12 protein-coding genes are annotated in these 12,969 nt (G+C 49.7%); 6 read left to right on the forward strand and 6 right to left on the reverse strand.

Translation table 11 applies throughout. From position 1 onward, the window contains the following. The first annotated feature begins 68 nt into the window (after window positions 1-68). Window positions 69-1,355 (forward strand): penicillin-binding transpeptidase domain-containing protein, encoded by a 1,287-nt coding sequence (locus tag ACZ50P_RS15575; protein WP_464132209.1) that lies wholly within the window; start codon window positions 69-71, stop codon window positions 1,353-1,355. Between the two features lie 84 nt (window positions 1,356-1,439). On the opposite strand, the gene ACZ50P_RS15580 is transcribed toward ACZ50P_RS15575, so the two are convergent. Together ACZ50P_RS15580 and ACZ50P_RS15585 are read right to left on the reverse strand one after the other, a co-directional pair. Beyond that, entirely contained in the window at window positions 1,440-2,030 is a 591-nt protein-coding gene (locus ACZ50P_RS15580; RefSeq protein ID WP_464132210.1) for an FxsA family protein, read from the reverse strand. A gap of 15 nt (window positions 2,031-2,045) precedes the next feature. Next, the gene (locus ACZ50P_RS15585; RefSeq protein ID WP_464118659.1) at window positions 2,046-2,816 is read right to left on the reverse strand and encodes an exodeoxyribonuclease III; all 771 of its coding nucleotides are present in this window, start codon (window positions 2,814-2,816) and stop codon (window positions 2,046-2,048) included. Between the two features lie 61 nt (window positions 2,817-2,877). Here ACZ50P_RS15585 and ACZ50P_RS15590 point away from each other — a divergent pair, with 61 nt between their 5' ends. Then, complete coding sequence (locus ACZ50P_RS15590; RefSeq protein WP_464132211.1) at window positions 2,878-3,405, forward strand: peroxiredoxin; 528 nt, start codon at window positions 2,878-2,880, stop codon at window positions 3,403-3,405. A 2-nt stretch (window positions 3,406-3,407) separates the two neighbouring features. Continuing rightward, window positions 3,408-4,577 carry a hypothetical protein gene (locus tag ACZ50P_RS15595; RefSeq protein ID WP_464132213.1) on the forward strand — a complete coding sequence of 390 codons (1,170 nt, stop codon included), beginning with the start codon at window positions 3,408-3,410 and terminating at the stop codon, window positions 4,575-4,577. Here ACZ50P_RS15595 and ACZ50P_RS15600 read toward each other — a convergent pair. Both ACZ50P_RS15600 and ACZ50P_RS15605 read right to left on the reverse strand, forming a co-directional pair. Then, window positions 4,572-5,258: a response regulator transcription factor gene (locus ACZ50P_RS15600; protein ID WP_464118662.1), complete on the reverse strand. Its 687-nt coding sequence runs from the start codon at window positions 5,256-5,258 to the stop codon at window positions 4,572-4,574. The genes ACZ50P_RS15595 and ACZ50P_RS15600 overlap by 6 nt on opposite strands. Window position 5,259: 1 nt before the next feature. Then, window positions 5,260-7,773 carry a response regulator gene (locus tag ACZ50P_RS15605; RefSeq protein ID WP_464132215.1) on the reverse strand — a complete coding sequence of 838 codons (2,514 nt, stop codon included), beginning with the start codon at window positions 7,771-7,773 and terminating at the stop codon, window positions 5,260-5,262. Between the two features lie 145 nt (window positions 7,774-7,918). Here ACZ50P_RS15605 and ACZ50P_RS15610 point away from each other — a divergent pair, with 145 nt between their 5' ends. Then, window positions 7,919-8,455 (forward strand): putative glycolipid-binding domain-containing protein, encoded by a 537-nt coding sequence (locus ACZ50P_RS15610; protein WP_464132217.1) that lies wholly within the window; start codon window positions 7,919-7,921, stop codon window positions 8,453-8,455. A 5-nt stretch (window positions 8,456-8,460) separates the two neighbouring features. Here the strand turns inward: ACZ50P_RS15610 and ACZ50P_RS15615 are convergent, their stop codons facing one another. Beyond that, entirely contained in the window at window positions 8,461-9,084 is a 624-nt protein-coding gene (locus tag ACZ50P_RS15615; protein ID WP_464132219.1) for a hypothetical protein, read from the reverse strand. 125 nt (window positions 9,085-9,209) lie between these two features. On the opposite strand from ACZ50P_RS15615, the gene ACZ50P_RS15620 reads away from it, so the two are divergent. Both ACZ50P_RS15620 and ACZ50P_RS15625 read left to right on the forward strand, forming a co-directional pair. Then, window positions 9,210-11,066, forward strand: coding sequence for a hypothetical protein (locus tag ACZ50P_RS15620; RefSeq protein WP_464132221.1), 1,857 nt, complete (start codon window positions 9,210-9,212; stop codon window positions 11,064-11,066). 125 nt (window positions 11,067-11,191) lie between these two features. Next, window positions 11,192-12,451, forward strand: a complete 1,260-nt coding sequence (locus tag ACZ50P_RS15625; protein ID WP_464132222.1) for a U32 family peptidase C-terminal domain-containing protein — start codon at window positions 11,192-11,194, stop codon at window positions 12,449-12,451. Between the two features lie 39 nt (window positions 12,452-12,490). Here ACZ50P_RS15625 and ACZ50P_RS15630 read toward each other — a convergent pair whose 3' ends face one another. Then, the gene (locus ACZ50P_RS15630) at window positions 12,491-12,901 is read right to left on the reverse strand and encodes a bacteriohemerythrin (RefSeq protein WP_464118668.1); all 411 of its coding nucleotides are present in this window, start codon (window positions 12,899-12,901) and stop codon (window positions 12,491-12,493) included. Window positions 12,902-12,969 lie beyond the last annotated feature (68 nt).

Consider the following 12,969-nt stretch of genomic DNA (forward strand, 5'->3'; position numbering starts at 1 on the left):
GGCATTTCCCGCGCCTTCTTCTGAGAATGCTCTTGAAAGCGTTAAAAAATTGGTGCTACCATAAAACAATGTTATCTAAAAACAAATCTAAGTTACTAAAACTGCTCGTTTTTTCTGGAGCCAGCCTGATAGGCCTTTACTCTCTTCTGGGTTTCACGTCCTCTGCCGACAGTCAGGAAGCTCAAGCTCATCAGAAGATCCAATCCCAACTTGAACAGCGCACTCAGCTTGCCAAAGCTCTTGGTGAAAAGATTCGTGCAAACAACCTTCCAGAGTCTCTTAAACTCCCTTGGAATGGCGACAACCAGGCCGTCAAAATCAGCTACACGATTGATGAATCTCTTCAGCGCGAAGCGGATCGCCTTTTAAAAGCCTACAAACCCGATTACGGCGCCATCTTTATGATCGACGCCATGACGGGCGAGGTTCTGGCAATGTCCAGCTATCAGCGCGACGATGCTCATGCTCCGAATCTGAATCTGCAAGCTACTTTCCCGGCGGCTTCCGTATTTAAAGTTGTGACCGCCACCGCGGCCGTGGATAAGGCTGGCGTCAGCCCGGAACACAAGATCCGCTACAATGGCGGCGCTTACACACTTTACAAGAAAAACGTTCTTTCTGACAAAGTGACCCGTTGGACCAATGTGATCACCCTGAAAGACGCCTTCGCTCGCTCTATTAACACCGCATTTGGTCGCTTGAGCATCGAGAATCTTCACCCCGAAGATCTCAACGAATACGCCAACCGCTTCATGTTCAATCAGGAAATCCCCGCAGACTTCCCGGTTGAGATGGGTGTGGCCTACGTTCCTCCTGGCAAGGGTTTTGAAATGGCCGAAGTGGCTTCCGGCTATAATAAAACCAACCGCATGAGCCCGGTTCAGGGTGCGATGATCGCCGCCTCTGTCGCTAACGATGGTCAGGTCGTGGTTCCTTATCTGGTTCGCACCATGACGGATGAAAAAGGTCAACCGCTGTACGAAGGCGCAACTTTGAACAACGGTCACATCATGACAAAAGAGTCCGCAGCAAAAGTTCGTGAACTGATGGAGCGCACTGTGATCGCGGGAACTTCCCGTCGTTCCTTCCGCCCCATCACCAAAGACCGCAAATTCCGTGAAATTGAAATGGGTGGCAAGACGGGACACCTTACCGGTGACAATCCTCGTGGCCGCACAGACTGGTTTGTCGGCTACGCCTTGGATGACGAACGCAAGATCGCTGTGGCCGCCATCACCGTGAACAAAAAGTTCTGGACGGTCAAGTCAGCGCACCTGGGACAATCCATGTTCCGCAAATACTTCGGCCCGGTGGTTTCAAACCAATCCAAAGGCGGCCGCGTCGTTTCTCGCTAGTTTTCACCAACGCCAGAAAAACAAAAAGCGAAATGAGACTCCTCATTTCGCTTTTTTTATTCCCACTTTTTCAAGGGTGCTGAATCAACTCTCTCCGTTTGGGTTGTTTTTTTCGCTCTTCGTGTCGTGAGTAATCTCCAACGGGGTTACATCCAGAACTTCTGCGTTGATCTCCCGCTCCTCACGCACTTCCTCAAAACCGGTCCCATTATTGCGGAACTCATAGTACCTAAAGCCACCTGAGCTGTTTGGACCGCCGCCCGTCCCCATGCCCGCGCCAAATCCGAAGGGGCCGCCAAAGTTAAACACTCGCGCGGACCCTTGAGCCATCTTCTTGGCCATATAGAACTTAAATCTCCAGATAGCAAAATGACGAAGACCCGGCAGGAACAGCACCACGGCCGCCACTCGTGCAAAAAAAGACGGAATCAAGAACAGCAAACCAGAAATAAATATGGCCCCGGAATGCAAAATCTTATTCGCAGGCAGCTGCCCCCGCATCATCGAGGTTTGCAGATTCATCATCGCCAGACGCCCGACTGTTGCCACGATCAAAAAACCAAGAAGACAAGGCAACAAGTACAAACCCAACGTGTTCAGAAAGCCCCACTTCTGAACCGCCAGAATGAAAATCACCAGCTCGGCTATCACAAAAGGAAATGGAATCATCAGCATGGGGACTCCTTCGGATTAAAAGTCCAATGTGGCTACGACCGGACAGTGATCAGAGCCCTCAACTTGTTCGAGAATATCCGCTGAAGACAGGTATTTCTCAAGACCTTTTGAAATACAAACATAGTCAATGCGCCAACCGCGATTGGCAATGCGGCCGAAAGTGCGCATATCCCACCAGGAATAACGCTTTGCTTCGGTGGGTTTGAAATAACGGAAGGTGTCGATAAAGCCCAGCTCCAGGAACTGATCAAACCAAACACGTTCTTCTGGCAAAAAACCGCTTTCCTTCGACAGACGAACCGGATCAAATACGTCGATATTTTCGTGAGCCACGTTGTAATCCCCCACCACAATCACCTGACGACCCGTCTGCAATTTTTCCTTCAGGTGAAGGTTGAGATCCTTCAAAAACTGCTGTTTGAAGTTGTGACGTTCAATGCCTGATCCCCCGTTGGGGAAATAGATGTTGTAAAGATCAAAATGACCATGGTCTGTCATCACAATACGTCCTTCGGACTCATAGTCAGGAATCGCATTAAAGTGATACTGCACATTTGCTGGAGGTGTGTGTGTGAACGTGGCCACACCGGAATAACCTTTGCGTTGGGCCGAGGACCAGTAGGAGTGCTCCCAGCGCAGCGTGCGTGTTTCGGTCTCAACCTGATCAATGTGAGCTTTTGTTTCCTGAACACAGAAAATATCCGGTTTTTCCGTGTTTAAAAAATCCATCAATCCCTTCTTGTAACAAGCTCTAATTCCATTCACATTCCAAGAGACGATTTTCACAGTTTCTCCTTGCCTTTTAAGGCCCACCAAAGGCATCAATTAATAGCAAGGAGACTTCTGTATGCCAATGATTAATCAACCCGCTCCACAATTCACCGCACAGGCTGTTTTTGATGGAGGTGAAGTTCGTGACATTTCCCTAAATGACTTCAAAGGAAAATGGGTTGTCCTGTTCTTCTATCCTTTGGACTTCACATTCGTCTGCCCCACAGAGTTGACTCAGTTCCGTGAACACATCACATCTTTCCAAAAAGCTGGAGCCACAGTCATTGGCTGCAGCGTGGACTCTGTTCATTCTCACAAACGCTGGTTGCGAGATGATCTGGGCAACCTGGGTTATCCTTTGATGGCGGATCTGACAAAGCGTATCGCCCGCGATTACGGTGTCTTGTTTGAAGAACGTGGTATCGCGACTCGCGGCACCTTCATCATCGATCCGGATCAAAAAATTCAGTACATGGGCATTCACAACACGTCCGTGGGTCGCGACGCGAAAGAAATTCTGCGCGTTCTTCAAGGCTGTCAAAGCGGCGAGCTTTGCCAGGCGGGATGGAAAGCCGGTGATGATCACATCACACCACTGAAATAACCATGAACTTGAAAGCTGATTTCATCCAACAGCTTCGTTCTTCTTACAAGGGGCTTGCCAACGAGCCTCTTGAGGATCTGGTTTCCGAAAATCTGATTTCTCCCTTTACCGTCACCCTGCCTGAAACCGTGATCAAAAAAGCCGAAAAAATTGTTTCTTTGCTTTTTAATCTGCGTGAACAGTCTTCATATCTGAAACACTACGATAATCTGATCGCAGAAAAAGGTCTGAAAGACCCGGGCAACAAGTCGATCATGATGAGCTATGATTTTCACCTGGATGAGCATCAGAATCTGAAGCTTATCGAGGTGAACACCAATGCAGCCTTCCTGATTCTGGGCTATGAAATGTACCAGATGAAAGGTCATCCCCTGCCAGTGGCAGACTTCACGCGCGATGAAATCCGCCACATGATTGAAACAGAGATGTCCTTGCAGGGTAAGACAGTGTCGGCCCCCCTCAAAGTGGCGATCACTGACGAAACCCCTTCTCAGCAACGTTTGTTTGTGGAATTCCTGGCTTACAATGAGTTGTTTAAATCCTATGGTTGGGATTCCCGCATTGTGGACTATCGCGATCTGTTCAAGGACTTTTCGCCGGACTTTATTTACAACCGTTACACGGATTTCTTCCTGACCGAGCCTTCTAGCTCCGTTCTGCGCGAAAAGTTCCTGAACGGTGCTGTCTGTCTGTCTCCGAATCCATTTGAATATCTGATGCTGGCTGATAAGCAGCGTCTGATTGACTGGGGTGTCCCGGGCTTCCTGGAAGCTCAAGGACTGTCAGGTTCGGATCTGGACCTGATCCGCACTTCCGTCCCCGAGTCCTACGACGTCTGCGAGTCCAAGGCGGCGGAGCTTTGGGCCGATCGCAAAAGATTCTTCTTCAAGCCAAAAAATGCTTTCGGCTCGAAGCAGTCTTATCGTGGTTCTTCCATCAGTCGAAGTGCTTTTGACAAGATCGTCGGCCACGACATGATCGCACAAGAGTTTGTTCCGGCACCGGAGCAGACTTTTGAAACGCCCGAGGGGCCGCAGGCCTTCAAGTACGATTTGCGCTGTTATGCTTACCAGGGGCGCATGCAGCTGATTTTGGCCCGTCTGTATCAAGGACAGGTGACGAATCTGCGCACGCCATATGGTGGCTTTGCAACAGTACTTAAAGGTTCATAGTTTTTTTGAGCGAATCCACAGGCGCAACGGCGTCAGTTCTTTTTCCGTCAGTCCAACAAAGTGAACTTGAATACGGTAGAATGTCTCCGTCGTTGTTTTGGTTTCCTCGCAAGCCGTGATCCGTAAGGGCATCTTACTGATTCCAATATCATCATAAAGACTGCTCGACAGACGCAAAACCATACCTAGCGGCATCGGCACATTGGACTTAATCACCATGCCCAGCTCAGAAACAGTCATAATTTCCGTCTTGGTTTCCCATTCGGCTTTGACATAAACCGGAGCTTCCACAAAGTGAGCTGTGTCTTTTTCGCTTTTCGCCAGAAGATTTTTAATTTTGGCCAGCAACAGTTCGGGATCAATCGGTTTGACCGCATAGTCGTTCGCACCGGACTCAATGCCTTTTTCAACATCCGCCTTTTCGCGCTTTCCGGTCAAAAGAATCACCGGCATCTTGGCAATCTGGGGATTGTTGCGAACGGTGCGAATCAGGGCGTAGCCCGTCGCGCCCCCCGGCATGATGGCGTCCGTGATCATCAAATCAAACGGCTCAGTGGTCAGGCGATCCAAAGCATCGATGGAATTCGTACAGGACGTGACAATATGATTGTCCTTCAGAAGCAAAGCCTCCAAAGTCAGCAGGACACTTTTTTGATCATCCACAATCAGTATCTTTGCCATTTCACGCCACCTTCGTTCTGGCAGAGTACATTTTTAGTTCCGACAAGCTTTCAAAGAACTTTCGCTCCACTTGTTTGAGCAGGAATTCGGCCTCCACAAAGTCTTCGATGTCTTCCAACTTCTGACATAGTTCAGCCACAGTCTTGGCTCCCAGTGTTGCCGAGCTGGATTTCAGGGCATGGGCAGCTTCAGAAACCCGCTCCCGGTTGGATTGGTTGATGCCCTCGCGAATCTCATGCAACAAAGCCGGGCCGGACTGTTCCAGATCTTCAATTAAAACATCCGTCAGATCACGATCCTGTGACACCAGATCCTTCAGGTTTTGCAAAGCCTTCAGATCCAAAGTTTTTTCCGTGGGTTTGTTCCACCGGTGTAAAACCTCGATCAGTCTATGAAGCTCCAAAGGCTTCGTCAAAAAGTCATCCATCCCCGCTTCGAAGCAGGACTTGCGCTCACCGCTGGTTCCCTCCGCGGTCAGGGCAATCACCGGGGTTTTGCGAGCTTTCGTGTTTTCCAACAGGCGCAGTTGACGTGTGGCCTGATAGCCATTCATCACTGGCATCTGACAATCCATAAAGACCAGATCGTAATTCTGCTCCTGAAGCTTCTTCAAAGCGATTTCGCCATTGCCTGCAATATCCACAGTCAAACCCAGCTTGCGCAGATAAGACTCTGCCACACGTTGATTGACCACCTGGTCTTCGGCCACCAAAACATGACCTCGGAAGATTTTTGCAAAACGCGTTTCCGAGGATTGTGTCAATTCATCTTCCGCACAGACAGGGAGTTCCACCTGAAACCAAAAATTTGAGCCTACACCGGGCACACTTTCCACACCGATAGTTCCGCCCATCAGATCCACCAGCTGTTTACAGATAGAAAGGCCCAGGCCCGTTCCGCCAAACTTCATCCCGGCACCAGCCTGGAAGTATTTCTGGAACAACGACTTCTTTTCGTGCTCTTGCAATCCCTGCCCGGTGTCTTTAATTTCAAACAACAAAGCGGTTCTTCCGTCATGATCACCGCGACTGGAAACCTCGATACGAACAAAACCTTTTTCAGTGAACTTCACTGCATTCCCAATCAGGTTCACCAGAATCTGGCGCAACCTTCCGCCATCCCCCCGATAGTGCCATGACACTCTTCCATCAAAACGACATTCCAGGCCGATATTTTTTTCCGCGGTGGTGGGCTTAAACATCTCGAGCACATCCTCAACCAGGAACTGCAGATCCAGCGGCTGCGGCTCCAAACGGATTTTTCCGGCTTCAATTTTGGAATGATCCAAAAGATCGTTAATCAACATCAATAAAGACTCTGCCGAACGTTTGATGTTCCCCACATAATCCTGCTGTTCCGGGTCCAGGTGGGTGTCACGCAAAAGTGTCGTCATCCCGATCACACCGTTCATGGGGGTGCGAATCTCGTGGCTCATCGCTGCCAGGAAGTCCGATTTTTTCTGCGAAGCCTCGACCGCCGCCTCCCGCGCCCTGATCCATTCTTGTTCCACCATCTTACGCCGACTGATATCTTTAAAGACGATCAAAGCGCCAGAGATTCCACCGTCAATGTCATTCAACGGGCGGCTGCTTAAAGAAATATACATGCCATCAGGATGCTCCTGATTCTGCACAAAGATTTCCAGATCATCCACTCGGTCACCACTTAAGGCGCGATACAAAGGAAGCTCTTTGCGTGTGTAGGGACGCCCTTCTTCAGGACTATAGAAGCCCAGGGCCTCCACACTGGATTCAGTGGAAATTTCTTTGATTTTGGATCCGATGATTCTTTGCGCGGCCGCATTGTAATGCGTGAACCAGCCATTTTGATCAACCACGATCAGGGCTTCGCTCATACTGTTCAAGATTGTGTCCAGCAGAATGGATTTTCCCTCCAGATTCTGCGTAAGCTGCATCCGCTGCCGTAGCTCTTTTCTTTGCAGCACACGACTGACCAGAATCAGAAAAACCGCAGCCCCCAGACCCCACAAAAATTGAAGCCCCTGGGAGGTCGGCTTGAACCGCAAGGGCGCTGAAGCCGCTTTCATTTCGATAAGTTGATGCTGAATTTGATATTTGGTTTTCTCGAGGGACTCTTGCGCCTGGGCAGGTTTGCGCCCAGGATTTGTCATTTGACCGTTGGCCGCTTCGATGTGCTGACGAATCAGATGCCCCAGCTTCACCGCTTCCGCTTGAACGGGGGGATCTTTTTTAGTGGCTAGCGACAAACGCGCCAACTGCCCATTCAAGGACGAGATACTTTCATTGTACTCCTGCAGGTCCTGAGCATTTCGGGTTCTCAAAAAAACCTTATGAAAATGATCCGCGCGGGCAACAACACTTTCCACATTGTTCAGAACATCAGCCAGTTCAGTTTTGGGGCGCTCTGAATACTGACTCAGCTGCAGCAGTTCTGGACGCTGAAAGGTCAGGTATCCCAGGGCCATCAAACCCAAAAGGCCGATCTCAACCCCGTAACGAACAAGCAATGTCCTAAGAATGGATGCGGATCCCATAAAAAAACCAACCTCTGCCCTACTTATCGGAGAGGCTATCTCAGCGTGAAGCAAAAAACTGAGCTGTCCAAAACATCGTCATTTCCCCCCAAATTTTGACCCGGCAATCCCTTCCCACTGTGTTATGATTCTTTGTGAGGTGAAAATGCATCTGCAGGACGTTGTCTGGGAATCCCTTCAGGGACCGGGTTTTGAGCATTTGGTCATAAAGAAATCAGGCGAGAATATCTTCGCAGACTCGCTGCTGGTCTGTCCTGACGCCAATGGAAAACTGCAACGAATCAAGTACAGCATCACCCTGGACGATTCCTACAGCGTGCAAAACTATCACGTTCATTCCCTGACAGAACCAAGCAAGAAAGTTGGCACCTCGGACCTGATTGAATCTCTATTCGTGGACATCTATCCCTCCCCCTTCACCAACACCCTGCCGATTCAATGGATGCGCTCGCAGTTCCTGCAGGTTTACGAGCTGGAAGTCACCTGGGTGGATGCTCTTCAGTTTAAAACAAAGATCGCCACACAACGCTACACAGAGCTTCAGGTGGGTGCCGAGCAAAGCATCTATCGCTTTGAATCCATCGACGCAAAAACAAAAGAGGTCCACTTTAGTGCGGACCTCAAGGTGGATAAAGATTGTCTGGTGCTGGAGTACCCCGGCTATTTTCGCCGCAGGTTTTGATCGACTTAAGGCCTGAACGGCACAGCATCGTAGCGAACTGACAAATACTGGGACGTGTCTCCCTCTTTCTTGACCAGCATCAGTTCAAACTCGGAGTGAGATCTTTGATAGATCTTGTACTGCGCACCGCTGGCTTCCAGCCACTCTTCCAGATTTTCCCCCTGAGGCATCGCTGCACTCTTCAGGTTCCAGAAGGAAAAGCGCTGAGCTTCTGTCAGCAGCTGAAACTGCCAAAGACTCTGGCCGACGCGATGTTTTTTATGCGTGTCGATCAAGGTCGGTGCCAATAAAGAAAACCTCTGGCCAAGGTCCTGAGAAACATTACCACAAAGGATTTGCGCGGCACTGGAGCTCTTTAAAAAGGACTGATAGCCATGCAAACGAGTCTTTTCCGCGCCAGAGGTGCTTTCCACATAGTATTCCACATCACGCGCCACCAAAACCGTTTCTGGTAAGCGTTTCAGGGAGCCTACAAGCTCGCTGCGAAGCTCAGTCAGAAACTCGGGTCGGCTGCCACAGGCCGGAGCCGCCGTGAACTGCGGGCGCAGAAGCTTTCCTGGGGGTGACCCTTTGAAGGCAAACGAAGTTGTTGAGATCAGCACCAGAAGTAAAAAGCCAGATGTCTTCATTGTTTCCCCTTATTATGTCCAGTCTAGTATTCGGAAGAACTTTTTTAGGGCTTAATATTAAAGTGCAGGCCAGTCTTGCCGATATGGAGAGTGTCTCATTTTTCTACAAGGATGGTGGAAGCAACATGACGATGAAACATAGTGGCACTCGAAAGTTACAGCAACTGACGAACTTCTATTCGTCTTTCGATCAACTTAATGGTGTGCATCCTTGGATGGATGCAGTCAAAGACGGGTTTGTTTCCTACAGGGTTCGGGAACTCAACACGGGCAAGGTCGCTTACTTCAACTTCATACTCGCAAAAGAAATGGGACTGATCCCACCTGATCACCCCCATCAGATGAGCGAAGAGCTGCAACAAAAACTCATAGAAACTTTCTCTTTGCAGATCATCAACGAATACGACGAACTTACTCAGCGTCGCATTGATCCCGCCACCATTCGTCCTCACAAATACATGGCCACCCGCTATCTGCAACTGCAACACAGCAACAAGCAGGGTAAAACATCCGGCGATGGCCGCGGCATCTGGAACGGAACTGTCTATCACCGCGGCACCACTTGGGATGTATCCAGCCGTGGCACGGGCGTGACCTGTCTTGCCCCTGGAGCAGTTCAGGCCCAGAAACCTTTGAAAACCGGTGGCACCGAGTTTGGCTATGGCTGCGGCCTGGCTGAAATCGACGAGCTTTTAGGTGCCTCCATCCTGGCTGAAGTCATGCACCTGCAAGGCATCGGCACAGAGCGCATGCTGTGTGTGATTGATCTGGGCAAAGGTTACGGCATCGGTGTTCGCGCTGCGCGAAATCTGATCCGTCCGGCGCACTTGTTCCTATATCTGAAGCAGGAACGCTGGGACAACCTGAAAGCGGCAACCGACTATATGATTGATCGACAGATTGATAACAGAGTCTGGGACATCAAGGCAAAAGGTTCGGGAAGATACGATGAAATGCTGATCGAGATTTCCAAATCCTTCGGTGAATTCACAGCTATTCTGGATACGGACTATATCTTCGCATGGCTGGACTGGGACGGCGACAATGTGTTGGCCGATGCCGGTATCATCGATTATGGCAGTGTTCGCCAGTTTGGAATCCGCCACGATAAATACCGCTACGACGATGTGGAAAGATTCTCAACCAATCTGAACGAACAAAAGCAAAAGGCCCGTCTGATTGTGCAGGTCTTTGCTCAAATGGCCGACTATCTGAAGACAAAAAAGAAAAAACCTTTGCGAGAGTTCGCCCAGCATTCGGCAGTGCTGAACTTCAACAAGGTCTTTGATCAGAAGCGCGCTGAACGTCTGTTATATCGTATGGGCTTCAACGAAACCCAGCGCAGTCATATCATGGCCAAAGACGGTTTGTTTGAGCGCTTCGATAAAGAATTCTCGTTCTTTGAAAGAGCCAAAGTCAGCGGCAACACCGAAAAAGTCGCCGACGGTGTCAATCATCCGGCTCTTTACAACATGCGCACCCTGATGAAGGACTATCCGCGCTTCCTGATGGAAAGCCCGCTTCCTTTTGAAAAACGCTGGATGACGGAAAACACTTTCTTTAAGACCGTGCTTTCAGGTTTTGCCAAATCCCGCGACGCTCGCATGGGCGAAAAACAGCGCCGTCATATCGAGGCCTTCCAACGTGTCTATCGCGAACTGGTGGAAACCGCCGCTGGTCGCAACAAACCGGAACATATCCTAAAAGGAATCTGCGAACGAGCCGAAAAACTGAATTCTGATAAACGCATCACCGGAAATGCCTTGATCGAGATGGTTGAGGAAATCATCACCGAAAAGAAAAAAGGTCTTCCGATGGAGCAGATTCAGAAAATCGTCGACAAGCTGGTTTATGAGCAAAACGGCATGCCCGAGATTCCGGTCAGCCGATTCTATCGTGACCAACTGGCCACCCCCGCAGTCAAAATGGATCTTTACGCCAAACTTTTAAGTCTGGTGGAAGAGCACAAGGAATCCATCTAAGAAAAAAGGACCTGGCTGCAAAGCCCGGTCCTCAACCCCAGGGTTGTATTTTTCATCCCCTCCGTTGAGTTCACGCTGCGAAAGGATTAGAACCTCCCCTCGAATCAATACCAAAAGGGGTTGGAATGAGTCCGGAACTTCTAATGCCAGCAGGCTCTCTTGAAAAGCTAAAGTACGCTTACAACTTCGGTGCCGACGCAGTTTACGTCGGAGTCCCGCTTTTTAGTCTGCGCGCCCGCGAAAATGAAATGACCTTTGAGGATCTGGAAAAAGGAATTCAATTCGCTCGCGAGAATGGAAAACAGATCTATGTCACGGCCAATATTTTTGCCCGAAATCTGAAGCTGAAATCCTTCCGCGAAAACTTCAAAAAATGGGTGAATCTGAAACCGGATGCCTTCATCATGAGCGACCCCGGCCTGATGATGATCGCCAAAGAAGTGGATCCCGATGTCAACATCCACCTGAGCGTTCAATCCAATTGCATGAACTGGCAAAGCGTGAAGTTCTGGCAGCAACAGGGTGCCACCCGCATCATCCTAAGCCGCGAACTGCGCCTGGAGGAAATCAAAGAGATCCACGAGCGTGTGCCCGACATCGAGCTGGAAGCCTTCGTGCACGGCTCGATCTGCATCGCCTACTCGGGCCGATGCCTGCTGTCACACTACATGAGTTATCGAGATGCCAATCAGGGGGTTTGCGACAATAGCTGCCGTTATGGCTACAATATCTACAAAGCCGACACCAGCAAAGAAGAGGAGTTCTATCTGGAGGACTTGCGCAACAAAGGCCAGTTCTACCAGATCGATGAAGACGAAAACGGCACCTATATCATGAACGCCAAGGATTTGTGCGTGATCGAGCATCTGCGCGAACTGCGCGACGCCGGGGTGTGTTCCTTCAAAGTCGAGGGACGTACAAAATCCATCTACTATGCTGCGATGGTTTCACGCATTTACCGTAAAGCCATTGATGATATGATGGCGGGTAAAGAGTTTGATCGCAGTTTGCTGCTGGAGCTGGATAAGATAGCCAACCGTGGCTACCACAAAGGTTTTGTGGCTGGAAACCTCAGCCATCATGCCCAGGAATACCGCCACTCAACCTCCAGAAACTACAGTCAGAAGTTTGCAGGTGTCGTGATTGGCGATTCAGATCAGCCGGGATTTGTAAAGATTGAGGCCCGGCACCGCCTGCGCCCCGGGGAGGAGATTGAAATCATCTCTCCGGAGGGCACACAAAAGGCACTTGTCGGAAGAATCACCAACGACAAGTACGAAAGTGTCCCGCAAGCCGGCGGAGGAGGTTTGATCTATCATCTGGAACTTCCCATCAAACCCCAGGCAAATTCCTTGGTCAGTCTGCTGGAAAAAGGCGGATTCTAAAACAGGAAATGCACCCTCTTGAGGTGCATTTCACATTCTTTAGGCCGACTTCTTGGCTGCAATTTCGCCGTACTTGGTGTCAATACCCATAATATGAGCGGTCAGCCAGGTCTTTAGGAACTGAAAGAAGGCTTGAGACAAGGTGTCCGTCTTTTCAAACTCTGCCTGATGGCCTTTCAGTCGCTCGATCAGATCCCGGTGGATTTTTTTATGAACAGTCGCATGAGAATACGGAAGTGTATCGAAAAACTTTTCCTCGTGTTCAAAGTGAGTCACCGTCCAACTGGCAAGCTCACGCACAATCGCCGCAAGCTCAGCCTTGCCCGCTTTGTTTTCGTTGCGATCGTAAAGCTTGTTCATGATTTCAATCAGCTTTTTGTGCTCATTGTCCATGGCATCCACATGAGTCGTCAGTCGACTTTGATCCCACTTAAAGAATGAATCAGACATCTTTTTCCCCTTGGTCCGGTTTGTTAAATCTCTGTAACATCTAACTCATCGGAGGGGTGGATAGCGGA

Source organism: Bdellovibrio sp. CKG001 (genome assembly GCF_055397465.1).